This is a genomic window from Deinococcus fonticola (genome assembly GCF_004634215.1).
In the GTDB taxonomy this organism is placed as follows: domain Bacteria; phylum Deinococcota; class Deinococci; order Deinococcales; family Deinococcaceae; genus Deinococcus; species Deinococcus fonticola.
In genome coordinates this window covers 25,506-48,057 of sequence record NZ_SMMH01000011.1, presented here as the reverse complement: position 1 = coordinate 48,057, position 22,552 = coordinate 25,506, and the positions used below count along the sequence as shown (strand labels likewise).

The window sequence follows — 22,552 nt, the reverse complement described above, 5'->3', positions numbered from 1 at the left end:
TGGCCGAGCAGCGCGGATGAATGGAGACGAGCAGGACGAAGAAACAAGTCGGATAGGGTGCCCTTTCACGCCTGACATCATTCGGAGAACTGCTCTGGTGTTTCCCCGACAAAAAGAAGCGGGGTTTACCTGGAGAGCGCGCCTGACGTGGAAGCCCACAGCATCGCACCGCTGAGCAGCAGCATGAAGACCCCGAAGCCGAGCAGGAACAGCATGACCAGAAGAGAAAGTGGTTTGGACGCCGTGGCATGCCGGTCTGAGGCGGAAGTCCAGTGGATTCCGCTGCGGCCCTTGAAACCGCGCCGCGCCGGGTCGGTCTGCACCTTGACAGTGCTTCCGACCGGGAGGGTCTGCTGCGCCTGAGCGAGGGCCAGCGAGTCTACTTCACGCATGAAGGTGCCGAAGTCCATATGGAGCGGTTGCCACACGGGCATATTGGCCAGTTCGGCCGGAATCAGTTCGGCCTGCTGACCTTCCGGCAAGCGTACGGTGATGTAGAGCATTTGACAAAAGAACGAAGCACCTTTTGTCCGAGCGAAGCGAGTGAATTTAGATGAGCAGAGCGGAGAATGGAGTCATACGGGGTGCCCTTCCACGTATGACGGAATTCGGAGAACTGCTCTAGACTTGCACGTTCTCTACGTTGGGGCCACGCGTCACGTCGATGCGGTTCCCCGGTATTCGGGATCGACCCGGTGAGCCAGCACGGTTCCAGGCACTTCCGGCCATTGAAAAGGGTCATCGCGCGGGCCGCCGAACAGGTAGCTTCGTAAGCTGGCGCTGCTGAGCCAGACCAGAAAAGCGCCCAGTGCCAGCAGGGGCAGCGCAAAAATCAGGGTGAAGACAAGGGCGGCCATGTGCCGGCATGTTGCCGCCTGAGCTTATGACGTATGAGAAGGAACGGCTGCTACAGCTCTGAGTAATGGAGAACCATCCCATTCTTTCGGGCCAGTTGTGAGGAGGAGACAATACGGTTCTGGACAACGCGGAGTAAAACCCAGAACCATATGACATCTGTCATCTGCGCCGCCTGACAGCCGCCACTACGCCCCGGTAGAGTCAGGCGAGAAGATGGCGTTATGAACGGCATCGAACTGCAAGAAGTGAGCAAGACCTTTGGGGCAGGCAGCAAAAGGGTCACTGCCCTGGACGGCCTGAACCTGCACATCCGGGCCGGGGAACTTACGGCGCTGCTGGGGCCGAACGGGGCCGGCAAGACCACCGCCATTTCCCTGATGCTGGGCCTGGCCGCGCCCACACGGGGGCAGGTGCGGGTGCTGGGCGCCGACCCCCGTCAGGACACCGTCCGCGCCCGCATCGGCTCGATGCCGCAGGAAAGCGCCATTCCGCAGGCCCTGACGGTGCGCGAGGCCGCCGCCCTGTTCGCCAGCTTCTACCCCGCGCCGCTCGCGGTGGACGAAGTGCTGAAGCTCACGGACTTGCAGGGCGCGGCGAACCGGCGGGCCGGGGCACTCTCGGGCGGGCAAAAACGCCGCCTGGCTTTTGCGCTGGCGGTGGTGGGCAACCCCGAGATTCTGCTGATCGACGAACCCACCACCGGCATGGACGCGGGCAGCCGCCTGGCTTTCTGGGACGCCATGCAGGTGCTCAGGGCCTCCGGGCGCACCATCCTGTTGACCACGCATTACCTGGAGGAAGCGCAGCGCAGCGCCGACCGCGTGGTCGTCATGAACGCCGGTCAGGTGCTGGCCGACGGTACCCCCGAGCAGCTGCGTGCCCAGGTGGGCGGGGCCAGAGTGCAGTTCAAATCCGATCTGGTGCTGGCCGAATTGCAACGGCTGCCTGGGGTAGAGCGCGCCGAGGTGGACGCCCACGGCCGGGCCGACCTGCGCACGCGCACCCCCGAAAGCCTGCTGGGCGAACTGTACCGCCGCCAATCGCCCTTCACCGAACTGGAAGTCAGCCGCGCCAGCCTGGAAGACGCCTTCCTGAGCCTGACCGCGTGACCACCCCTTTGAAAGCCAAGAACACTTTTCCCCCTGTTTTTCCTCACCCGTAAAGGAGGCCCCATGACCACGCCCACCCTGTCCCTGCCTGCCCCCACTTCCACCCGCCGCACGCCCCTGCTGCCCGCGCTGGGGCAACTGGTGCGCGCCGAACTGCGGCGCATGTTCCGGAACCCCATGTTCGCGCTGGGCACCATCGGGTTTCCCATCCTGTTCTTCGGGCTGTTCGGATTGCCGAATATCCGGGAGGTCACGGCGTCCGGCGTGAATGTCGGCCAGCTTATCCTGGTGAATTTCGGGGCGTACTCGCTGCTGTCGCTGGCGATGTTCTCGTTCGGGTCGGCGGTCGCGGCCGAGCGTACCGGCGGCTGGCTGCGGCTGCTGCGGGCCTCGCCGCTGCCGACGCTGCTGTACTTCACGGCCAAGGTTGTGGCGGCGCTGCTGTTCAGTGCCATGGCCCTGGGCGCCCTGTACGCCTTCGCGCACTTCGCGGGCGGGGTGACGCTGCCGCTGGGCCTCGCTCTGACGGTGCTCGTCAAACTCCTGCTGGGCATGATCGCCCTGATCGCTATGGGCCTGGCGGTGGGCTTTCTGGCGAACCCACAGGCGGCGCAGATTACCGCGCAGATCGTGGCCGTGATCATGTCTTTCGCGTCGGGGCTGTTCGTGCCCCTGGAGGAGTTGCCCCGCTTCGTGCAGCAGCTCGCGCCCTTCCTGCCTGCCTATCACCTCAGCCAGCTGGTAGGTGGCACGCTGTTGCCCGGCCACGCCAGCCAGGCCGCGCACTGGCTGGCGCTGGCCGCCTTCACACTGGTCTTCGGGGCGCTGGCGGTGTGGGGCTTCAGGAAAGACGAAAGCCGCGAACAGTAAGAAGCCTTCCGGCCCCTCCGTGAGGAAATCACTGGGAAGGGTCGAGCGAACAGGAACAACCCGGACCTGAAGTGAGCCCTCCGGCGCTCTGCCACAGGCAGCACGGAACAAACGCGAGGCTTCTCACCCCGGGCGGGGTGCATCATTGAGGTGCGCCCCTTTTCCCCTGCGGAGGAACCATGACCCATGCCACCCCACGCCCCTTCCGCAGACCGCACTTCTGGGACCTTTTCCCGCTGATCTGGCTGATCTGGATGATCTATCCCATTCAGGCGTTTGCCGCCCAGCCCCGCCCGCTGCCGCACACGCTGCTGTTCTGGGGCAGCCTGCTGGCCTTCTCGCTGGTGTACGCGCGCACCTTCCTGCTGGACAGGCCCGACGACCGCTGGGCCTACGCGGGCTGGCTGGCCGGGGCGGGCCTGTGGGCGCTGGGCTGGTGGCTGTACGGGCCTTCCTCGCTCAGTTTCCTGATCTACGGCGCGAGCCTGATCGGCTGGCAGCGCCGGGGGAGCGTGGCGCTGCTGGGGGCGGGCATCAACGTCCTGCTGATGCTGGTCATGATTCAGGTCATCCACGGGCAACTGGGCGATTACCTGTTCACCGTCTTCATTCCGGTGGCCGCTTACGGCAATTATGCCGGTTACACCAGCCTGGCGGCGCGGCGCAAACTGGCGCAGGTGCAGCAGGAAAAGGAGCGGCTGGCCGCCGACGCCGAACGCGAACGCATCGCCCGCGACCTGCATGACCTGCTGGGCCACACCCTCAGCGTGATCGTGCTGAAAAGCGAACTGGCCGGCAAACTCGCGGCCGTCGACCCGGCCAGAGCCGCCGAGGAAATCCGCGAAGTCGAGCGCATTTCGCGCGGGGCCTTGCAGGAAGTGCGCAGCGCCGTGCGCGGTTACCGGGGCAGCGGCTTCGGGGCCGAGCTGGCCCGCGCCAAGGTCGCGCTGGACGCCGCCGGGGTTAAACTGGAGGTCATGGATTCGCTGCCTGAGCTGCCCGGCATGGCCGAACCCACCGCCGCCATGCTGCTGCGCGAGGCCGTGACGAACATCGTCCGGCACGCGAAGGCCAGCGAGGTTCGGGTCAGCCTGACCCGCACGCCGGCCGGGCACACCCTGACCATCCACGACAACGGAATTGGCGGCGATGCACCCGAGGGCACCGGCCTGAACAGCATGCGCGAACGCCTGCGGGCTATTGGCGGCACGCTGGAACGCGACGGACGGCAGGGCACGCGCCTGAGCGCGCATTTCCCGGCGGAGGAGCGGGCCGCGCCCACGCTGGCAGAAGGCACGCTGGCCGACCGGAAGGTGTTCTCCTGATTCGCGTGGTACTGGCCGAGGATCAGGCCCTGGTGCTGGGGGCCCTGTCGGCGCTGCTGTCGCTGGAAGGCGACCTGGAGGTGGTGGGCACCGCGCCAGACGGCGAGGCGGCCCTGAGCCGGGTGCGCGAGTTGCGGCCGGACGTGCTGGTGACCGACATCGAAATGCCGAAACTCTCCGGCCTTGACCTGGCGGCGAAAGTGAAGGAAGAGGGGGCCGGCGTGCGCGTCATCATCGTGACCACCTTCGGGCGGGCCGGCTACCTGCGCCGCGCGCTGGACGTGGGCGCAAGCGGCTACCTGCTGAAAGACGCGCCGGCATCCGAACTCGCGGAGGCCATTCGTCGGGTACACGCGGGCGGGCGGGCCATCGACCCGCACCTGGCCGCCGAGGCCTGGGGGGAGCAAGACCCCCTTACCGAGCGCGAACGCCAGGTGCTGCGCCAGGCCGAGGGTGGAGCCAGCACCGCCGTCATCGCCGCGCAGCTGCACCTCTCGGAGGGCACCGTCCGCAATTACCTGTCCGAGGCCATCAGCAAGCTCGGCGCGCAGACCCGCGTGGAGGCGGCCCGCAGTGCCCGCGAAAAAGGCTGGCTTTAGGCCTAATATCTAGAGGCGCAGTGTTTAACGGGCGGCCAGCACCTGCCGCAGCGCCTGCCCGAAGCGCTCTGCGGCGGCGTCCACGTCCCTCAGCTTGTCCAGGCCGAATAAGCCGACCCGGAAGGTCTTGAACCCGGCGGGTTCGTCGCACTTCAGGGGCACCCCGGCGGCGATCTGCACCCCGACCTGCGCGAAGGCCTTCCCGGTGTGCAGGTCGTCCCGGTCCGTGTAGCACACGACCACGCCGGGGGCCTCGAATCCGGGGGCGGCCACGCTGTGGAACCCGGCGTCCCTCAGCAGGGTGCGCACCCGTTGCCCCAGTGCCCACTGGGCTTTTTTCGCGTTCTCCAGTCCAAAGGCCTGCACCTCCCGGATGGTGTCCCGGAACTGCCGCAGCCCGTCGGTGGGCATGGTGGCGTGGTAAGCCGCCCCGCCTTCTTCGTAGGCCTGCATGACGGCGCGCCACTTCTTCAGGTCGAGGCTGAAGCTCACGGACTCGGTGGCGTTTACGCGCTCCAGCGCCCGCGCGCTGAGCAGCACGATGCCGGCGCACGGGGTGCTGCTCCAGCCCTTCTGCGGCGCGGTCAGCAGCACGTCGATGCCCAGCGCCTGCATGTCCAGCCACACGCACCCGGAGGCGATGCAGTCAATGACCAGCAGCCCCCCGACCTCGTGCACGGCGTCCGCCAGCGCCCGGAGGTAATCTTCAGGCAGGATCAGGCCCGCCGAGGTTTCCACGTGCGGCGCGAACACCAGCGCGGGCCGTTCGCGCCGGATGGTCGCCACGGCGTCCTCGATGGGAAAGGGCACGAACGGGCTGGTCTGGCTTTCCTGATGCTGCGCGATCAGCACGGTGGTCGACCCCGGCACGCGGGAACGTTCGAAAATCTGCGTCCAGCGGTAACTGAACCAGCCGTTGCGAATCACCACACAGTGTTCGCCCTGCGCCAGCTGGTTTACCACCGCTTCCATGCCGAAGGTGCCGGAACCCGGCACGATGGCGAGCGCGTCGGCGTGGTACACCGCCTTCAGGTCGGCCGAGAGGTCGCGCATCACCTGCTTAAACACAGCGGACATGTGGTTCAGCGAGCGGTCCGTGTAGACGACCGAGTACTCCAGCAGGCCGTCAGGGTCGATGTCGGGGCGCATGTCTGGGCGCAGTGCGGGCATGGCTTGGCTCCTTGCGGGTGAGAATGAGACGGGGCGAGTGGACAAGCCGGGGCGGGCGCCTCAGATTTTCTGCTCGAGTTGCTCCCGAATATACGTTTTTAGCGCCTGCACGTCGTTGGGCAGCACCACGCCGTGACGCCCTTGTTGCTCGATGTCCCGGAAACGTTCGGGACGCTCCGGCCGGCGTCCCACGGCTTCCAGCACGGTTTCCTCGAATTTGGCGGGCAGCGCGGTTTCCAGGCACACCATCGGCACGCCGGGGCGCTGAAAGTGCTGCCCCACCAGCACGCCGTCGGCGGTGTGCGGATCGATCAGGCGCCCGTACTGCCCGTCGACGTGCTCTATGGTACGCAGCCGGTCGGCGTGGGTGCTGCGCCCGGCCACGAAGCCGCTGGCCTGCACGGCGTCCCAGTGGGGCGTTCCACCCAGGTTCACCACTTCGCCGCGCCCGACCGCCTGCCACCACCCCGCCACCTGCTCGCCGCTTTCGCCCGCGATCAGGTACAGGTAACGCTCGAAGTTGCTGGCCTTGCCGATGTCCATGCTGGGGCTGGAGGTTTTCGCCACCTGCTCGCCGGGCCGCACATGGTACGCGCCGGTAGTGAAAAATTCGTACAGCACGTCGTTCTCGTTGCTGGCGACCACCAGTTGGCCCACCGGCAGGCCCATCTTTTTTGCCAGATACCCGGCAAACACGTTGCCGAAATTGCCGCTGGGAACGCAGAAGTCCACCTCGGCTCCGGCAGGCAGGTCTAGCGCGAAGTAGGCCCTGAAGTAGTACACCGCCTGCGCCAGCACCCGCGCCCAGTTGATGGAGTTCACCGCGCCGATGCGGTAGGTCGCCTTGAATCCGGCGTCGGCATTGACGGCCTTCACCAGATCCTGGCAGTCGTCGAACACGCCTTCGACCGCGATGTTGAAGATGTTCGGCTCCTGGAGGCTGAACATCTGCGCCTGCTGAAAGGCGCTCATGCGCCCGTGCGGCGAGAGCATGAACACGTTCACGCGCGGCTTATTCAGCATGGCGTACTCGGCGGCGCTGCCGGTGTCCCCGGAGGTCGCGCCCAGGATGTTCAGGTATTCGTCACGCTGCTCCAGCACGTACTCGAACACCTGCCCCAGAAACTGCATGGCCATGTCCTTGAAGGCCAGCGAGGGGCCGTTCGACAGTTCCAGCAGAAACAGCCCCGAGTTCCCCAGTGGCGTCACGGGCGTGATGTCCGGACTGTGAAACACTTCCGGGCGGTAGGTTTCGCGCAGCAGGCGGCGCAAGTCCGCCTCGGGAATGTCCGTGATGAACGGGCGCATCACCGCAAAGGCCAGGTCGGCGTATTTCAGGTGGCGCAAGTCCTCCAGCTCCTGCGGGCTGAAGGTGGGAAGATGCTCGGGCATCGCCAGCCCGCCGTCCGGGGCCAGGCCCATCAGCAGCACCTCCGAGAACTGACCCAGATTGGCCGCACCGCGCGTGGACACGTACTTCATGCCGTCACTCTAGCGATTTCAGCCCACAGCCCACCCCGAGTGACTAGGGCAGTTCAATGCTCTGGGGCAGCCCGCCACCCGGCCGCATCAATGACCCTGCTGACTGGCAAAAGCGCCCCAGATCATCAGGGCTGAGACGGCCAGCAGCCCTATCCCAACCCCGCTAAACATCAGCATGGCAAAAATCGCCACCGGTCTGGAGGCGCTGCTTCCCTTCGAGAAAGCCGCTGTCCAGCGTCTCCCAGTGCTTGCAGAGAAGCGACTTCCTGCGGCCTGTGCACTGGCCACCGTGATCTGGCTGCCGACTGGAAGCGTGCGCTTCGCCTGAGCCAGCGCCAGTTCGTCCACTTGCCTCATGAACGCCCTGAAATTCAGGCCCTCGGGCTGCACGACCTTCATTTGCCACAATTCCGGCGGATTCACCTGAGCGAGCGCACCGTCAGGCAGTTGAACCGTCACCTTTACATTTACCAGTTCCGTATGCGTTCCACGGTGCAGGGCGATCCGGTTGCCACGATATTCACGCTCCACGTCGTAGTCCATAACGTTGCCCTTCACTTCGGGCCACTGGTAAGGGTCGTTGACCTGACCACCGAAAAGATAGGCCCAGAGGGTGTATCCGCCAAACCACAGCAGGAAGAACCCCAGTGCGAGCATCGGCAGCGCCAGAAGCCCAAAAATCCACAGTTCAGCCATGACATCCGATTATCGCCAGGCATTCATCGCAAAGGCCTGACACGAGCCGGCCCGCGTGGCAGACGGCGCTTAGTCTCTCCCTGGTTTTAAGGCCATGAGCGTGGCCAGGCCCAGCGCCCCGGTGGCTCCCAGGGCCAGCGGCAGGTCGTGTCCACGGGCGGCCGCCTGAATGCACAGCCCCAGGCCCAGTCCGCTGGCGACGATGCTCAGCAGCAGGGGAGGCAGGGTCACGCCCTGCGCCGAGACCTGCCGCCCCCAGCCCAGGCCACTGCACATCAGGATCACCGCTCCGAGCCACCCTTCCATGCCCACACGCTACACTTTCCGGCATGAGACCCGCTTTCCTGACGGCCGCCCGTGACCTGCAACTGGGGCGCGAGTGGGCGGTGGAGGGCGAGACCCGCAAGGCCATGAACATCTACCACGACGCCCTGGACTTGCTGCGCGCGCTGCCGCCCGAGCGCACGCGCGACATCCTGCTGGCGCACGTTCACCTGGCCATCTACCAGACCCTGCACCTCATCGGGGACGAGGCGGGCGGGCAGCACCACCTGCAACAGGGCGTCAGTTACGCCCGCACCACCCGCGATCCCCTCGCCCGCGCCATCGCCGAGGAATGCCTCAGCGGGCTGGACGCCGTGCTGTAAAGGCTGAAGAAACCTGGCGTGAGACCAGGCTGGGTCTGACCGTGACGCCGGGTGCAGAGCCGCTATGATGGCCGGCAACCGACCCATGCTGCCTGACGCCCCCCTGCCGCCTTCCCTGCCTGACGTCCTAGCCCAACTGACCCGCGCCGGGGGGCCAGGCGAGGCGGCGTGGGTCACCTTGCAGGCGGCCCTGCGCGGCACAGCGGCGCAGAGCGGAGCGGCGTACCTGCCCGGTACCCATGGGGTCAGCGCCGACGAGGGGCGGCTGGCGGCGGCAGTTCCTCAGGACACCTCTTTCCGCTGGCCGGACATCCTGCCGAAGGAAGGCGAGTGGCCAGCGGACACGCTGGTGTTGCCGCTTCCTGGGGCCGACCCGCTGCTGGGCGTGCTGGCCTTCCGGTTTCCTGAGGAGCAACCAGTCACCGCCCAGGAGCGGGCTTTCCTGCAAACCCTGGCGCTGGCGTGTGCCCTGGCCTGCCGGGACACATGCCAGCCCGAGACCCTGCCCGAAATGCAGGCGGCCCGGTTCGACCGGCTGGTAGAGGCCAGCCCCATCGGCATCGCGGTGGGTGACCTGGGGGGGCAGCTGATCCAGGTGAACGACGCTTACCTGAGCATGCTGGATTTCACACGCGCCGACTTTGAGGCGGGCCGCATCGACTGGGCACACCTGACCCCGCCCGAGTACCTGCCGGGGGACGCGGCGGCGTTCGAGCGGGCGTTCCAGCACGGCAGCTCGGGCTTTTACGAGAAAGAGATGCTGACCCGCCAGGGCGAGCGCCTGCCGGTCGGCGTGAACCTGGTGCGCTACCACGACACGCAGGCGCAGTACGTGGTGGGGTACGTGCAGGACTTGCGGCCCCAGCGCGCCCACGAGCGCAGCCTGCGGGCGTACAGCAGCACCCTGGAACAGCAGTTGCAGCAGGGCAGCGAGTTGCTGGCCCAGCACGTGCTGGCGCAGGACGCTTTCGTGGCGTTCGTGGAGGCCACCGGCACCGAAACCGACCCGCTGATGCTGGCGCGGCGGGCCGCCGAGGTGCTGCACGGCACCCTGCCGCAGACCAGCGTGATGTACTTCGAGCTGGAAGGCGGGCTGTGGAAGGCCAGGGTGGGGTCGCCGGACGTGCCGGACAGCGCCCTGAAAGAGTTGCAGCGGGGGCTGCCGCAGGACACCCGCAGTTTCGAGGTGGCCCTGGGCAGCCCGGAGGTGGTCTTTACCGACACCTGGAGTGGCGGCGCGTCCCCGCTGGAGGCGGCGCACATCTACGGCGCGGCGGCGCTGCTGGCCCTGAGCCGCCGCGACCCGCCCGGGCTGCTGGTGGTGGGCACGCGCGGCCCGCACGCCTGGACCGAGGGGGAACGCGCGACCGTGCGCGGAGTGGGCCGCAGCCTGGGGCTGGCGCTGGAACGCGCGGCGGCCACCCAGCGCCTGGAGTGGCAGAACACTGAACTCGAGGCCCGCACCCGCGCCCTGGAGGGCTTCACCGAACTGACGCGTGACCTGGCGCTCGACGGGGACGTGTACGCCCTGATCCGGCGGGCGCAGGAACTGGCGCAGTCGCTGCTGCCCCAGGGCTTCGCGGTGTACTACGAGCCGGAACATGACCCGCTCCGTGGGCGGCTGTGGCGGCTGAAATCCCAGGTGGGCAGCGTGGGCAACCCGGACTTGCAGGCCCTGCTCGACGCCGGCCTGCCTTTCGACGACACCCAGAACCTCCTGATTCCCTGGCGCAGCCGCCAGCCGTACTACCAGGACGCTTACGACGCCCGCCAGGACAACCTGGGCAGCGACACGGTGGGGCAACTTCAGAGCACGGCCACCATTCCCATGCGGGTGGCCGGGCAGGTCCGCGGCATCTTCGCTTTCGGGTTGAATCAGGGGCGGCACTGGCGGCGGGCCGACAAGGCCGTGCTGGAAAGCGTGGCCGGCAGCCTGGGCAGCGCCATCGAGCGCGTCGAGAAGACCCGCCGGCTGGAGGCCGAACGCGCCGGCCTGGACGCCTTCGCGCGCTTTACCGAGGCGGTGGCCGACGAGACGGACGTGTACGCCCTGGCCCGCCGCGCCGTGGACGTACTGCGGGCCACGCTGGGGCCGGTCAGCGTGGCGTACTTCGACCTGGAAGGCGGGCACTGGCGGGCCAAGGTCTGCTCGCCCGGCCTGCCCCGCGCCCTGTGGGACGGTTTCCAGAGGGGGGTGCCGGTGCAGACCCCCAGTTTTGCCCGCGCTGCCGAGGCCCGGCAGACGCTGTTCGTGTCCGACTGGGCCCCTGGCCGCGAAGGGCTGGCGGAAGCGGCAGGGGACGGCACATCGGGGGACGGGGCAGCACAGGACAGTGTGGCAGACTATGGGGCAGCAGAGTATGGGGCGGCGGCCTTTCACCCTTACTTCGTGCACGGCGAGGCGCGCGGCCTGCTGGCCGTGGGCACGGCGCACGCGGTCAGCTGGACCGAGCGCGAACAGGCCATTATTCGCGCCACCTCGCGCAGCCTGGGGCTGGCCCTGGAACGCAGCGCCGCCGCCCAGCATCTGCGCCAGCAGAACGCCGAACTGGCCGCCCGCACCCGCGCCCTGGAGGCCTTTGCGGAACTGACGCGCGACATCGACTTTCAGAGTGACCCTTACGCCCTGATTAACCGGGCGCAGCAGGTGATGCTGTCCCTCACGCCGCCCGGTTACGCCGATTACTTCGAGGTGCAGGGTGGAGTCTGGCACTCGAAGGCCCGCACCGGGGAACGCCGCAACCCGCAGTTGCAGGCCACCGTGGATGCCGGGCTGCCCTACGACACCCTGAACACCCTGCGCGTGCCCTACGAAACGCGCCAGCCCACCTACCAGGACACCTACGACCAGCGCAGCGACAGCCTGGGGGAGCAGGTGCAGCAGGTGGGGGCCACCGCGGCCCTGCCCGTGCGCGTGGATGGCGACGTTCACGGCGTCCTGGCGCTGGGCCTGTTCGAGGCGCACACCTGGTCGGCCAGCGACCGGGCGGTGCTGGAAACGGTGGTGCGTGCCCTGGAACTGGCCCTGGAAGGTGCGCAGGGGGTCATGGCGCTGCGCCGCCGCACCCAGGAACTGGAACGCAGCAACCAGGAACTCGAGCAGTTTGCCTACGTCGCCAGCCACGACCTTCAGGAGCCGCTGCGCACCGTCACCAGTTTCACGCAGCTGCTGCTGAGGCGCCTGGACGTGACGGATCCGCGCGCCGAGCGCTACGCGCAGTTCATCATGGAAGGCACGGGCCGCATGTCCAGGCTCATTCAGGACCTGCTGGAGTTCTCGCGGGTGGCCACCCAGGGCCGCGAACCCACGCGCGTGAACACCGCCAGGGTGCTGGAACAGGTCGTGCATGACCTGAGCGTGCAACTCGGGACTGGCCGCGTGCAGGTGGGTGACTTGCCCGACGTGCAGGCGGACGGCACGCAGGTGCGGCAACTGTTCCAGAACCTGATCGGCAATGCCCTGAAATTCACCTCGCCGGAGCGCCCGGCCCTGGTGCAGGTCAGCGCCCGGCGCGAAGGCCACCTGATCGAATTCCGGGTGCAGGACAACGGTATCGGGATTGCCCCCGAGCACTTCGGACGGATCTTCACGATTTTCCAGCGGCTGCACCACCGGGGAGAGTACGAGGGCAGCGGCATCGGCCTGTCCATCGCGCGGCGCATCGTGGAGCGGCACGGCGGCACCCTCTGGCTCGACAGCCTGCCGGGGCAGGGCACCACTTTCTTCTTTACCCTGCTCGAGGCCAAGGCGTAAGAATAAGAAGATTGCTGCCACGCAACAGGATCAGTTCGCGGCAGTAAAAAGGGCCAGCCGGTGCGTCACCTGACTGGCCCCCGGTCATCCGGCGCTCAGGGCAGCGGGAAGCCGCCCATCCAGCCGTGCACTTCTTCTTTCACGTCCTGGCCCTTCAGGGCGCGGTCGATCAGGTCGGCAATGTTGGGCATGTCCTTTTCGGTCAGGCCGCGTGTGGTGACGGCCGCCGTGCCGAGGCGAATGCCGCCGCCGTGAATGGTCTTCTCGGTGTCGTAGGGCAGGGTGGATTTGGAGATGGTGATGTGGTTCGGGTCGAGCAGTTTGGTCGCTTTCGTACCGTTCAGGCCCTGGGGGCGCAGGTCGAGCAGGAACAGGTGGTTGTCGGTGCCGCCGGACACGATCCGGTAGCCCCTGTCCTGGAAAGCCTGCGCCAGCGCCTGGGCGTTGCGGATGACCTGCTGGGCGTACACCTTGAATTCGGGTTGCAGCGCCTCGCCGAAGGCCACCGCCTTGGCAGCGATGACGTGCTCGAGGGGGCCGCCCTGATACCCAGGAAATACCGTGCGGTCCAGCTGCTTGGCAATTTCGGGGTCGTTGGTCAGGATGATGCCGCCGCGCGGGCCGCGCAGGGTCTTGTGGGTGGTGCTGGCGACCACGTGTGCGTGCGGCAGGGCATTGGGGTGCACGCCGGCCGCGATCAGGCCCGCGATGTGCGCGATGTCCGCGAACAGCAGGGCGCCCACCTCGTCGGCAATTTCCCGGAAGGCCGCAAAATCGATGCTGCGGCTGTAGGCGCTGGCCCCCGCGATGATCATCCGGGGCTGGTGCTCGTGGGCCAGGCGGCGCACCTCGTCCATGTCGATACGCTCGGTGGCCTCGTTCACCTTGTAGCCCACCACGTTGTAGCGCATGCCGCTGAAATTGGCCTTGTTGCCGTGCGTCAGGTGCCCGCCGTGCGAAAGGTCCATGCCCAGCACGGTGGCCCCCGGCTCGACCAGGGCGTTGTACACCGCCAGGTTGGCGCTGCTGCCGCTGTGCGGCTGCACGTTGGCCCACTGTGCCCCGAACAGTTCCTTGACGCGGTCGATGGCGAGTTGCTCGACCATGTCCACCACCTCGCAGCCGCCGTACCAGCGTTTGCCGGGGTAGCCCTCGGCGTACTTGTTGGTCAGGACGCTGCCCTGGGCTTCGCGCACGGCGGCACTGGTGAAGTTCTCGGAAGCGATCAGTTCTAGCCCCTGGCGCTGGCGCTGGGCTTCTTGCCCAATCAGGTCAAACAGGGCCGTGTCGCGGGTCTTGTCGGCGGTGGTCATGAGAACCACGGTAACATCCACCGCCGGCGCGATTGGCCCCGTGTCTGAGCAGGGGGGACGTCACGCCGGCGGGTCTCCCTGGGCGGGCCGTTCCGTCTGCTGGGACTCACGCCGGATGCTCGGTGCCCATCCTGCGTGCTCAGGGCGCATCCCGTATGCTCAGGGTATGGTCAAACTGGATGAAACCCCCCTGCCTGGCGTGGGCATGCGTTACGACTTCGATGGCCGCTACGGCAAACGCATCGGCGTGATTACGCACCGCGATGGCCGGCGCGAACTGTTCGTGTCGCGCAAGGACGACCCGGACGCCACCGAGAAAAGCCTGGTGCTGACCGAGGAGGAATCCGCCGTGGTCGCCGACCTGATGGGCGGCAGCACCGTCACGCGCCGGGTGGCCGACAGCATGCAGGACATCGAGGGCCTGGCCATGGACTGGCTGCCCTTCGATGCCCGCAGCCCCTTTCACGGCATGCCGCTGGGACAGACCATGATGCGCACCCGCACCGGGGCCAGCATCGTCGCCATCATCCGGGACGGCACACCCATTCCCGCGCCGGGGCCGGACATGCGCCTGCAGGCCGGGGACACCATTGTGGTCGTGGGCACCGCCAACGGGGTCAAACGCGCTGCGAAGCTCCTGAACGGCGAACCCATCGAGTTGCCCGAAGATCACCCCCTCAACGCCGCCAACCGTTAGCGGCGTTGAGGGGAAAGTGGGCCGGGGTGAGGGGCAAGAAGAGGCTAGGCGGTCAAACACCCACTCGCCCTCTACCCGATTTCCATCACGCTTACGAAGGAGGCATCTTTGCCTTTAGGTCAACTTTTTCTGGAACTGGGCACGGTCATCCTGGTGCTGGCGCTGGTGGGCCGCCTGGCCGGGCGCATCGGCATTACGCCCATTCCGCTGTACCTGCTCGCGGGCATCGTGGTGCAGGTGGTCATGCACCTGGGCGAAGCGCCCGAGCATTTCATTCATACCGGCGGTGAGATCGGCGCGGTGCTGCTGCTGTTCACGCTGGGCCTGGAATACACCAGTGACGAGCTGCGCAGCAACCTGAAAGCCAACAGCCGCATCGGCGTGCTGGATTTCGCGCTGAACTTCACGCCGGGGCTGCTGGCGGGCCTGCTGCTGGGCTTTCCGGCGCTGGGCGCGGTGCTGCTGGGCGGCGTAACGTACCTGACTTCCAGCGGCATTGCCAGCAAGATTCTGGCCGACCTGGGCCGCCTGGGGAACCGCGAGACGCCCACCATTCTGGCGGTGTGCGTGCTGGAGGACGTGGTCATGGCCGTTTATCTGCCGGTGGTGGCGGCGCTGCTGCTGGGCGGCACCTTGCTCGCCGTTGGGCTCAACCTGTTCGTGGCGCTGGCGGCCTTCGGAGCGGCGTTTTTCCTGGCGATGCGTTACGGGCACGTGCTGAGCCGCGTCATGAACGTCGGGAGCAACGAGGCGCTGCTGCTGGGCGTGCTGGGCCTGGTGCTGGTGGTGGCGGGCGTGGCTGACCTGCTGAAAGTCAGCGCCGCCATCGGGGCTTTCCTGGTGGGTATCGCGCTCTCGGGTGAGGTGGCGGAGCGCGCCCGGCACCAGATCGAGCCGCTGCGCGACCTGTTCGCCGCCGTGTTCTTCGTGTTGTTCGGCCTGCAACTGGAACTTGACCGCGTGCCGGACGTGCTGGTGCCGGCGCTGCTGCTGGCGCTGGTCACCAGCCTCACCAAATTCTGGGTGGGGTGGCAGGGCGCCGCCCGCGCCGGCGTGCAGACGCGGGGTCGCTTCCGCGCCGGCACCACCCTGATTCCACGCGGCGAATTCAGCATCCTGATCGCCGGGCTGGGCCTGACCACCGTGCCCACGCTGGGGCCACTGGCCGCCGTTTACGTGCTGGTCACCGCCATCATCGGCCCGGTGCTGGCCCGTTTCGACGGCCAGCTCGCGCCGCTGCTGGAAAGAAAGAAGCCGCAACCAGCACAGGGCGGATAGCCGACTGCTCAGCAAGAACCCCGCCTGTTTCGGCGGGGTTTTTTTACAGCTTTTGCCAAAAAGAGTGGCGCTTTATTTCGCGGGTTTCTCGGCCTTCACGCCGGGCAGGCGCACCTCGAAGAGGGTCGTCCAGCGTTTGCCGGTCAGCAGCAGCGTGCCGCGCTCCGGCACAAAAGCGATGCCGTTGGCCACGTCGTCGAAGGTCAGGGGGCGCCCGCGTTTGTCGGCAGCGGCGCTGGCTTCGCGCGTGAGCCTGGAGACGTCGATCCAGGCCGTGACTTTCCCGGTCTGCGGGTCAATCCGCGCGATCCGGTCGGTCAGCCAGATGTTGGCGTACAGCTGTCCCTGCACGTACTCCAGTTCGTTCAGGTTCTTCACAGCCTGTCCGTTCGCCGTGACCGTAATCGAGCGCGTCACCGCGAAGGTTTTCGGGGCGCGCCACACGATCACGGGGGAACCGTCACTCATGATCAGCTGCTGGCCGTCGGTGGTCAGCCCCCAGCCCTCGCCCTTGTAGCGGTAACGCTGGAACTCCTGCAAGGTGTGCGCGTCGAGCGCAAAGGCCACGCCGTCTTTCCAGGTCAGGTGGTAGGCCGCGCCGCCCAGCACCGTCACGCCCTCGCCAAAGGCCCCCGCCAGCGGCGTCCTGATCTGGCGCTGTACCCGGCCCGTCTTCAGGTCCGTGAGCCGCACGCCCGACGGGCTGCCGCCCGGCCCGTCCCCGGTGCTCTCGATGTAATTGCCGGCCCCCAGGTACTGTAAGCCTTCAGTAAAGGCTTCGGGGTCGTGCGGGTAACGGGCCACCACCACCGGCTTCAGGGTGGCGGGGGCCGCAGCAGGAGCAGGCGCGGCGGACACGGCGGCGAACAGCAGCAGAAGTGAGGGCAGCAAGAATGAGGGGGGCAACCGCATATTCACATGGTAGACACTAGCGCGCGGGATGTGTGAAACGCCCACCGGGCCGGGCGCTTTTGCGCCGCTTCACGTCAGGGCGCAGCGGTAGGTGACGTTCTCCAGCCTGAAACGCATCCCGAACAGTCGCCACATGCCGATCAGGGTGTTCATGGTCAGGACGCTGAAGGGCTGCTGCTGCGTGACGTAGCGGGCGTAATACTGGTACGCCTTCTCGGAGGTGGTGCTGTGCTCCAGCACATACTTGCCCTGCTCGTTGTACTCGATGCGCGCGGCGCGCACCTGGTGGCCGGGCAGCTGCGCCAGGTACAGGCGGCCCTGGGTGACAGGCTTGCCGTCGGCCTGGCAGGTTACGCTTCGCAGCAGCAGGGTCTGGGCGGGCAGGGGTGCCAGATCCACCACGTAAGGCAGGGGTTTCAGGCGGCTGAGATCGGTCGCCGACACGTCCTGCGCGGCCGACCAGGGGAGGAGCCCGGCCACCAGCAGCGCCAACAGTAAGCGGGTCATCTTCCTAAGGTACTTGTTTGCCTGGCCCCCTGCGACGCCCATGGAGAAGCAGCGCCGCCACCACGCCGCCCAGGAAACCGAACAGGTGCGCTTCCCACGACACCACCGGGTTGGTCGGCAGCACCCCCCACAGGATGCCGCCGTATAAAAACAGGGCCACCAGCGCCACCCCGATGGCGGCCGGGGTGCGCTCCCACCAGCCCACGCCCAGCAGGTACGCCAGGTAACCGAAAATCAGTTCGCTGGCCCCCAGGTGAATGCTGCTGCGCCCGAACAGCCACACCAGCGTGCCCCCGATCAGCACGATCAGGAAGGTGGCCGCCAGGAAGCGCCCCACGCTGCGCAGCGCACTCATGAAGGCCAGCACCGCCAGCGGCACGGTGTTGGCGATCAGGTGTGGCAACCCCGCGTGCAGAAACGGCGCGCTGAAGATGTGCCAGAAGGTGCCCGGCTGGCGCGGCTCGATGCCGTAGTAATCCAGCTGCCCGCCCAGCACGAACAGGTCCAGCAATTCCTGCGTCCACACGCCCACCACCAGCAGCGTCGTCAGCACGCCGGCCTCCACCACGGGCGGGCGGCGGTGCGGAGTCAGGGCCTGGCCGGGGCGTCGCTGCATGCCCCCATTGTGACTGCTGGCGGTGAACCTGGGGTGGGAAGCTCCGGAACAGGGCAGGAAAAGGCCAGGGGGAGAGAAAGGACAGCGGCGCGGCGTCACACAGGCTCTGCGTCACAGCAGCCCGGCGTTGCAGAGGCCCGGCGCAGGCGATCCGGTTTCTTGACGACCTCCAGCGCCTGCGCCGCCGCAGATCCGGCCACCTGCACAGGACGCGCAGACTGCCACCCTACCCCCGCGTGGCTCAAAAGGCGCAGGCGAGGGTGGGCTATTCGGGGGCAAAAGCTTACTTTTGCAGGAAAGCCTGAACCGCTGTGGTGGGCAAGGTCACCCGCTCGCCGGAACGCCGGTGGGTTACCTCCACTTCGTCCTGCTCGGCCCCGCGCCCAATGGTCACGCGGTGGGGAATACCGGTCAGTTCGGCGTCGGCAAACTTGGCTCCGGCGCGTTCCGGGCGGTCATCCAGCAGCACCTCCAGCCCCGCCTGCCGCAGCTCGGCGTAAAGCTGCTCGGCCACCCTCCTCTGCGCCGGGTGCTGGGTGTCCACCACGGTCAGCATCACATCGAAGGGGGCGATGCTGGCGGGCCAGTTCAGGCCTCGCTCGTCGGCGAGTTGTTCGGCCACTGCCTGTGCCAGCCGCGTGACGCCCAGGCCGTAACACCCCATCTGGAACGGCCTGTCCAGGTTGTTCGCGTCGGTGAATGTGGCGTTCATGGCGGCGCTGTACTTCGTGCCCAGTTTAAACACGTGACCCATCTCGATACCCCGCGCCGACTGGAGAACCTGAGCCGGGTCATGCACGGCCCGTTCGCCCGCCTGCGCCTGCCTCACGTCCACCACCGCAGGCAGGGCAAAATCCGTGCCCCAGTTCGCCCCGGTCACGTGATGGTCGGTTTCGTTTGCACCCGTCGCAAAATGCCGCAGTTTCGAGGCTTCCGAGTCGCACAGGCGCAGGAAGGTTCCCCGGACGCCGTCGCGCCGCGCGATCACGCTGTCCGGCACGTCCGGCGCGATGAAGCCCAGCGTCAGATCACCTGTCGCCCATTTCTCCGTCTGCGCGACCTCCAGACTGACCAGTGTGCCTTCAAGCCTTTGCTGTACGGCGTTCCAGAGTTTCACGCTGTTCACGGAGTGATCGCCGCGCAGACTGACCAATACCGGCGTCAGCAGCCCGTCGGCGGTCACGGCGTCGTACAGCACGTTTTTCATCATGTACGCCGCCTCGCAGCCCAGCACGGCGCAGGCACTCGCCACCGTCGGCGTGTCCGGCGTGTGGTGCTTCTGAAACGACCGGAAGGGACTGTCCGGCGCTTCGCTCGCCAGGGACACTGCTCTTTCGATGTTCGCGGCGTACTCGCCGTCCGGCGTGAACAGAATCTCGTCCTCGCCCACGTCGGCCAGCACCATGAATTCGCGGCTGGCCGACCCGCCGATGCTGCCGCTGTCGGCCTCCACCGCGCGCCACTGCAGGTCCAGGCGGGTCAGGATGCGGGCGTATGCGGCACTCATGGCCTCGAAATGCGAGTGCAGGTCGGCTTCGTCCGCGTGGAAACTGTAGGCGTCCTTCATTACGAATTCGCGCGTGCGCAGCAGCCCGAAGCGCGGGCGTAATTCGTCGCGGAACTTGCGGCCGAACTGGTACACGCTGACCGGCAGGTCACGGTAGCTGTGCACCAGGCCGCGCACGACGTCCACCGCCACTTCCTCGTGCGTCGGCGCCAGTGCGTGGGCACGCCCGGCCCTGTCAGCCACCGTGAACATGATGCCCTCGGCCAGCGCCAGCGTCTCCCAGCGCCCGGACTCGCGCCACAACGCCTCGGGTTGCAATACCGGAAGGCTCACCTCCTGCGAAAGCCCGTCCAGTTCGCTGCGAATCAGCCCTTCCAGTTTGTTCAGCACGCGCTGCATCATGGGCAGGTTGGCGTACAGGCCGCTGCCCACCTTGCGCACGAACCCCGCCCTCACCAGCAACTGCGTGCCGCGCGTCTCCGCGTCCGCCGGCGCCTCCCGCCGCGTCGAAAAAAGAACCTGAGATAACTGCATGACTTCCCTCCAGGAAGGCGGATGGCCGACGGCCGACAGCGCAACAGTGCCCCGGCGTCAACGCATCACAAAAATGCTTGAAAAACGGTTTGTGGCGGAGGTCGACTCGACGCCACGACAGTCAAAAAAGCGACTTATACCCCAGCGGGTGGCGGGAGCACGGGCAGGCCCGCACCGATGCGCTCTTGCATGGGGGTCATCTGCTCGCTCATGCCGATCAGGGTAGGGGAGAAATGGGAGGTCGGTCAAGTGCAGCACAGCAAGCCGGCGCGTGAAGCGCCGGCTTGCTGTGCTGGTGTTCCCAGGTTCTGGGCGGTGACGGCCGCCTTACACGCCTGCCTTTTGCTTGATGGCACCGTGTTCCTGAAGGTACTCGGCGATCTGCACGGCGTTCAGCGCGGCGCCTTTCAGGAGTTGGTCACCAGCCACGAACAGGTCGATGCCGCCGTCGAACACCAGGCTCTGGCGGATGCGGCCCACCTCCACGTCGTACTTGCCACTGGCGGTCAGCGGCATGGGATAAAGCTTGCCGCCGGGGTTGTCACGCACTTCCACGCCAGGGGCGCTGCTCAGCAACTCGCGGATCTCATCGGGCGTGGCCGGGTGCTCCAGTTCCAGCGTGATGGCCTCGCTGTGCGTGCGCAGGGTGGGAATCCGCACGGCAGTGCAACTGACCTTGATGCTGTCGTCCCCGAGGATCTTGTGCGTCTCCCACGCGACCTTCATTTCCTCTTTGGTGTAGCCGTTGTCCTGAAAGGCGTCGATGTGCGGAATCACGTTGAAGGGAATGGGGTGAACGAATTCCTGATGGCTGGCCTGCTGGCCGTGCAGCACCTTGTGGGTCTCGGCCAGCAGTTCGTCCATGCCCTTCTGGCCTGCGCCGCTGGTGGCCTGGTAGGTGCTGACGATCATGCGTTTCACGCCGTACTTGCGGTGAATGGGGGCCACCGCGACCACGGCGATGGCGGTGGTGCAGTTCGGGTTGGCAATGATGCCCTTGTGCTTCAGGGCCTCTGGGCCGTTCACTTCCGGCACGACCAGCGGCACGTCGGCGTCATAGCGGAAGGCGCTGCTGTTGTCGATGACGATGGCCCCTTCACTGGCCCACTGGTGCGCCAGCGCCAGGCTGACACTGCCGCCGGCCGACGCCAGCACGATGTCGGCGTCGATGGGGCCTTCGGGCGTCACCTGCACCGTCAAGTCCTGCCCGCCAAACGGCAGGGTTTTCCCGGCGCTGCGCGGGGAAGCGTACAGCTGCAACTCGTCGATCTTCAGGCTGCCCCGCTGCTGGGACTGCTCCAGCACCTGCATCAGTTCGTGTCCTACGGCCCCGGTGGCTCCGACAATCGCTACGCGCATCCTCTCCTCCCCAGAAAAAACCGCCCGCGCATGTCCTGCGGGGCGGTTGCCAGCACAGGCACCGCCCTACCGAAGAGTGGTGATCATGCCGGACATCATGCCGCTCAGGGTAACGGCTGCGGTGTGGGGGGTCAAGAAATTTGCCTCCTCAACTCCTGATCCGCCGTGGCAGCATGAAGACATGATCAAGCCCCCGGCCCTGCCCGCCCGTTTCGTGGATTCGCCGGTCACGCCGTATGAGGCGCAGCAGGCCCGCGCCGGCGTAGCAGTGAACGGCCAGCGTCTCCAGAGCGGACTGACGTCCCTGATCCTGCTGAACATCCTGGGCGCCGTGCTGGGGCTGCTGGCTGGCGTCTGGCTGGAACGCGCTCTGCCTGAGCTGCCCCAGCGCTGGGGCCTGCCCCTGACACCTTCCGAGCAGCAGGAGTTCCGGGATGTCCTGCAGCAGATCCCCGGCTGGTTCTGGCTGGTCACGGCTTGCCTGACGCTTCTGGGAAGCGCCATCAACGTCTGGTGTCTGAACGTGATCCGCAAAGCGGTGGCCGCGGTTCAGCGCTGGACGCTGGAACCGACCCACGACCAGGCCGACGACTTGACCCGGCAGGCCGGCACGCTGCGAGGCTGGCTCACGCTGGGGCAGTGGTTCCCGGTCATCACGGGCGTCCTGACCCTGCTGTTCTACGGCGTGCTCTTCAGTGTGGCGGGCCTGGGCACAGGGGCCGATACCGCTGAAACAGTGCTGCCCATCGTGTTCAGCGTCATCGCCTCCCTGATCGGCATGCTGCCGGGCGCCCTCATCGCCTGGCTGGGCCTGGCCGCCGTGAAACGCTGGCTGGACGCTGTTGTCACCCGCACACATACCACCACTTTCCCGGTGCGGCCCTTCGCGCGCAGTCTGGACGGCTGGCTCATCTTTGCCCTTGTCCTGATCATCCTCGGCCTGCTGAACGCGCTGGCCGGAACGGCCCTGCTGGCCTTTTTCCCCTCCTTCCTCGGCTGGGTGCTGGAAAACGACGCGACTACCCCGCCCGACGTGGAAACCCTGCGCCTGATCGGTAACTTCATGCAGAAACTGGCTGTATTCAGCCTGACCGGCGTGCTGCTCTACGGCCTGCTGGCCCTGCTGGTCTACTGGGCGCGCAATTTCGCCAACAGCGTGGCCCGTCTCCTCGATGCTCAGCGCCCAGCCCAGGGAACAGGCCAGGTCACAGGGCAGTCCACAGCACACGCCACAGGGCCAGCCGCGCCGCAGGACGTGACGCCCAGCGTGCCGCACGACTGGTAAGGAACTGCCCGGGCCACCGCGGCAGGGGTGATCC

General features: G+C 66.9%; 21 protein-coding genes. 9 read left to right on the top strand and 12 right to left on the bottom strand.

What is annotated here, in order from left to right:
- Positions 1-125: 125 nt before the first annotated feature.
- On the bottom strand, positions 126-503 hold the full coding sequence (locus E5Z01_RS08240) for a hypothetical protein (RefSeq protein WP_135228925.1): 378 nt from the start codon (positions 501-503) through the stop codon (positions 126-128).
- 153 nt (positions 504-656) lie between these two features.
- Positions 657-857, bottom strand: a complete 201-nt coding sequence (locus E5Z01_RS19460; RefSeq protein ID WP_167757829.1) for a hypothetical protein — start codon at positions 855-857, stop codon at positions 657-659.
- 222 nt (positions 858-1,079) lie between these two features.
- On the opposite strand from E5Z01_RS19460, the gene E5Z01_RS08230 reads away from it, so the two are divergent.
- The 4 genes from E5Z01_RS08230 (at position 1,080) to E5Z01_RS08215 (ending at position 4,761) form a co-directional block, all read left to right on the top strand.
- Positions 1,080-1,967, top strand: coding sequence for an ABC transporter ATP-binding protein (locus E5Z01_RS08230; RefSeq protein WP_135228923.1), 888 nt, complete (start codon positions 1,080-1,082; stop codon positions 1,965-1,967).
- Between the two features lie 63 nt (positions 1,968-2,030).
- Entirely contained in the window at positions 2,031-2,837 is an 807-nt protein-coding gene (locus E5Z01_RS08225) for an ABC transporter permease (protein ID WP_135228922.1), read from the top strand.
- 179 nt (positions 2,838-3,016) lie between these two features.
- Complete coding sequence (locus tag E5Z01_RS08220; RefSeq protein ID WP_167757828.1) at positions 3,017-4,162, top strand: sensor histidine kinase; 1,146 nt, start codon at positions 3,017-3,019, stop codon at positions 4,160-4,162.
- Entirely contained in the window at positions 4,159-4,761 is a 603-nt protein-coding gene (locus E5Z01_RS08215; RefSeq protein WP_119764910.1) for a response regulator transcription factor, read from the top strand. Before E5Z01_RS08220 ends, E5Z01_RS08215 begins: the two co-directional genes overlap by 4 nt.
- 24 nt (positions 4,762-4,785) lie before the next feature.
- Here the strand turns inward: E5Z01_RS08215 and E5Z01_RS08210 are convergent, their stop codons facing one another.
- The 4 genes from E5Z01_RS08210 to E5Z01_RS08195 form a co-directional block, all read right to left on the bottom strand.
- A complete protein-coding gene (locus E5Z01_RS08210) occupies positions 4,786-5,931 on the bottom strand; it encodes an aminotransferase class V-fold PLP-dependent enzyme (protein ID WP_170311954.1) in 1,146 nt (381 codons plus the stop codon).
- A 60-nt stretch (positions 5,932-5,991) separates the two neighbouring features.
- Positions 5,992-7,413, bottom strand: coding sequence for a threonine synthase (thrC, locus tag E5Z01_RS08205; protein WP_135228921.1), 1,422 nt, complete (start codon positions 7,411-7,413; stop codon positions 5,992-5,994).
- Positions 7,414-7,500: 87 nt separating this feature from the next.
- A complete protein-coding gene (locus E5Z01_RS08200; RefSeq protein ID WP_135228920.1) occupies positions 7,501-8,109 on the bottom strand; it encodes a hypothetical protein in 609 nt (202 codons plus the stop codon).
- 69 nt (positions 8,110-8,178) lie between these two features.
- A complete protein-coding gene (locus E5Z01_RS08195) occupies positions 8,179-8,415 on the bottom strand; it encodes a hypothetical protein (RefSeq protein ID WP_135228919.1) in 237 nt (78 codons plus the stop codon).
- 23 nt (positions 8,416-8,438) lie between these two features.
- On the opposite strand from E5Z01_RS08195, the gene E5Z01_RS08190 reads away from it, so the two are divergent.
- Both E5Z01_RS08190 and E5Z01_RS08185 read left to right on the top strand, forming a co-directional pair.
- Complete coding sequence (locus E5Z01_RS08190) at positions 8,439-8,756, top strand: hypothetical protein (RefSeq protein ID WP_119764918.1); 318 nt, start codon at positions 8,439-8,441, stop codon at positions 8,754-8,756.
- Positions 8,757-8,820: 64 nt separating this feature from the next.
- Positions 8,821-12,510 (top strand): ATP-binding protein, encoded by a 3,690-nt coding sequence (locus E5Z01_RS08185; RefSeq protein WP_135228918.1) that lies wholly within the window; start codon positions 8,821-8,823, stop codon positions 12,508-12,510.
- Between the two features lie 95 nt (positions 12,511-12,605).
- Here E5Z01_RS08185 and glyA read toward each other — a convergent pair whose 3' ends face one another.
- The gene (gene glyA / locus E5Z01_RS08180; protein WP_135228917.1) at positions 12,606-13,823 is read right to left on the bottom strand and encodes a serine hydroxymethyltransferase; all 1,218 of its coding nucleotides are present in this window, start codon (positions 13,821-13,823) and stop codon (positions 12,606-12,608) included.
- Between the two features lie 166 nt (positions 13,824-13,989).
- Between glyA and E5Z01_RS08175 the strand changes: the two genes are divergently transcribed.
- Together E5Z01_RS08175 and E5Z01_RS08170 are read left to right on the top strand one after the other, a co-directional pair.
- Positions 13,990-14,520: a cation:proton antiporter regulatory subunit gene (locus tag E5Z01_RS08175; protein WP_135228916.1), complete on the top strand. Its 531-nt coding sequence runs from the start codon at positions 13,990-13,992 to the stop codon at positions 14,518-14,520.
- 108 nt (positions 14,521-14,628) lie between these two features.
- Entirely contained in the window at positions 14,629-15,798 is a 1,170-nt protein-coding gene (locus E5Z01_RS08170; protein WP_135228915.1) for a cation:proton antiporter, read from the top strand.
- A gap of 72 nt (positions 15,799-15,870) precedes the next feature.
- Here the strand turns inward: E5Z01_RS08170 and E5Z01_RS08165 are convergent, their stop codons facing one another.
- The 5 genes from E5Z01_RS08165 to E5Z01_RS08145 all read right to left on the bottom strand — a co-directional run bounded on the left by E5Z01_RS08165 (position 15,871) and on the right by E5Z01_RS08145 (position 21,233).
- Entirely contained in the window at positions 15,871-16,710 is an 840-nt protein-coding gene (locus tag E5Z01_RS08165) for a glutaminyl-peptide cyclotransferase (RefSeq protein WP_119764926.1), read from the bottom strand.
- 69 nt (positions 16,711-16,779) lie between these two features.
- Complete coding sequence (locus E5Z01_RS08160; RefSeq protein ID WP_135228914.1) at positions 16,780-17,217, bottom strand: hypothetical protein; 438 nt, start codon at positions 17,215-17,217, stop codon at positions 16,780-16,782.
- Between the two features lie 4 nt (positions 17,218-17,221).
- Entirely contained in the window at positions 17,222-17,833 is a 612-nt protein-coding gene (locus E5Z01_RS08155; protein WP_135228913.1) for a rhomboid family intramembrane serine protease, read from the bottom strand.
- Positions 17,834-18,116: 283 nt separating this feature from the next.
- Positions 18,117-19,874 carry a proline--tRNA ligase gene (locus E5Z01_RS08150; protein WP_135228912.1) on the bottom strand — a complete coding sequence of 586 codons (1,758 nt, stop codon included), beginning with the start codon at positions 19,872-19,874 and terminating at the stop codon, positions 18,117-18,119.
- 327 nt (positions 19,875-20,201) lie between these two features.
- A complete protein-coding gene (locus tag E5Z01_RS08145) occupies positions 20,202-21,233 on the bottom strand; it encodes an aspartate-semialdehyde dehydrogenase (protein ID WP_135228911.1) in 1,032 nt (343 codons plus the stop codon).
- A 181-nt stretch (positions 21,234-21,414) separates the two neighbouring features.
- On the opposite strand from E5Z01_RS08145, the gene E5Z01_RS08140 reads away from it, so the two are divergent.
- A complete protein-coding gene (locus tag E5Z01_RS08140; protein ID WP_135228910.1) occupies positions 21,415-22,518 on the top strand; it encodes a hypothetical protein in 1,104 nt (367 codons plus the stop codon).
- The last annotated feature ends 34 nt before the right edge of the window (positions 22,519-22,552 follow it).

Bases quoted from the DNA above. Each gene is read 5' to 3' on its own strand.
- E5Z01_RS08240 (WP_135228925.1), bottom strand. From the start codon at position 503: ATGCTCTACATCACCGTACGCTTGCCGGAAGGTCAGCAGGCCGAACTG.
- E5Z01_RS19460 (WP_167757829.1), bottom strand. From the start codon at position 857: ATGGCCGCCCTTGTCTTCACCCTGATTTTTGCGCTGCCCCTGCTGGCA.
- E5Z01_RS08230 (WP_135228923.1), top strand. From the start codon at position 1,080: ATGAACGGCATCGAACTGCAAGAAGTGAGCAAGACCTTTGGGGCAGGC.
- E5Z01_RS08225 (WP_135228922.1), top strand. From the start codon at position 2,031: ATGACCACGCCCACCCTGTCCCTGCCTGCCCCCACTTCCACCCGCCGC.
- E5Z01_RS08220 (WP_167757828.1), top strand. From the start codon at position 3,017: ATGACCCATGCCACCCCACGCCCCTTCCGCAGACCGCACTTCTGGGAC.
- E5Z01_RS08210 (WP_170311954.1), bottom strand. From the start codon at position 5,931: ATGCCCGCACTGCGCCCAGACATGCGCCCCGACATCGACCCTGACGGC.
- thrC (WP_135228921.1), bottom strand. From the start codon at position 7,413: ATGAAGTACGTGTCCACGCGCGGTGCGGCCAATCTGGGTCAGTTCTCG.
- E5Z01_RS08200 (WP_135228920.1), bottom strand. From the start codon at position 8,109: ATGGCTGAACTGTGGATTTTTGGGCTTCTGGCGCTGCCGATGCTCGCA.
- E5Z01_RS08195 (WP_135228919.1), bottom strand. From the start codon at position 8,415: ATGGAAGGGTGGCTCGGAGCGGTGATCCTGATGTGCAGTGGCCTGGGC.
- E5Z01_RS08190 (WP_119764918.1), top strand. From the start codon at position 8,439: ATGAGACCCGCTTTCCTGACGGCCGCCCGTGACCTGCAACTGGGGCGC.
- E5Z01_RS08185 (WP_135228918.1), top strand. From the start codon at position 8,821: ATGATGGCCGGCAACCGACCCATGCTGCCTGACGCCCCCCTGCCGCCT.
- glyA (WP_135228917.1), bottom strand. From the start codon at position 13,823: ATGACCACCGCCGACAAGACCCGCGACACGGCCCTGTTTGACCTGATT.
- E5Z01_RS08175 (WP_135228916.1), top strand. From the start codon at position 13,990: ATGGTCAAACTGGATGAAACCCCCCTGCCTGGCGTGGGCATGCGTTAC.
- E5Z01_RS08165 (WP_119764926.1), bottom strand. From the start codon at position 16,710: ATGCGGTTGCCCCCCTCATTCTTGCTGCCCTCACTTCTGCTGCTGTTC.
- E5Z01_RS08160 (WP_135228914.1), bottom strand. From the start codon at position 17,217: ATGACCCGCTTACTGTTGGCGCTGCTGGTGGCCGGGCTCCTCCCCTGG.
- E5Z01_RS08155 (WP_135228913.1), bottom strand. From the start codon at position 17,833: ATGCAGCGACGCCCCGGCCAGGCCCTGACTCCGCACCGCCGCCCGCCC.
- E5Z01_RS08150 (WP_135228912.1), bottom strand. From the start codon at position 19,874: ATGCAGTTATCTCAGGTTCTTTTTTCGACGCGGCGGGAGGCGCCGGCG.
- E5Z01_RS08145 (WP_135228911.1), bottom strand. From the start codon at position 21,233: ATGCGCGTAGCGATTGTCGGAGCCACCGGGGCCGTAGGACACGAACTG.
- E5Z01_RS08140 (WP_135228910.1), top strand. From the start codon at position 21,415: ATGATCAAGCCCCCGGCCCTGCCCGCCCGTTTCGTGGATTCGCCGGTC.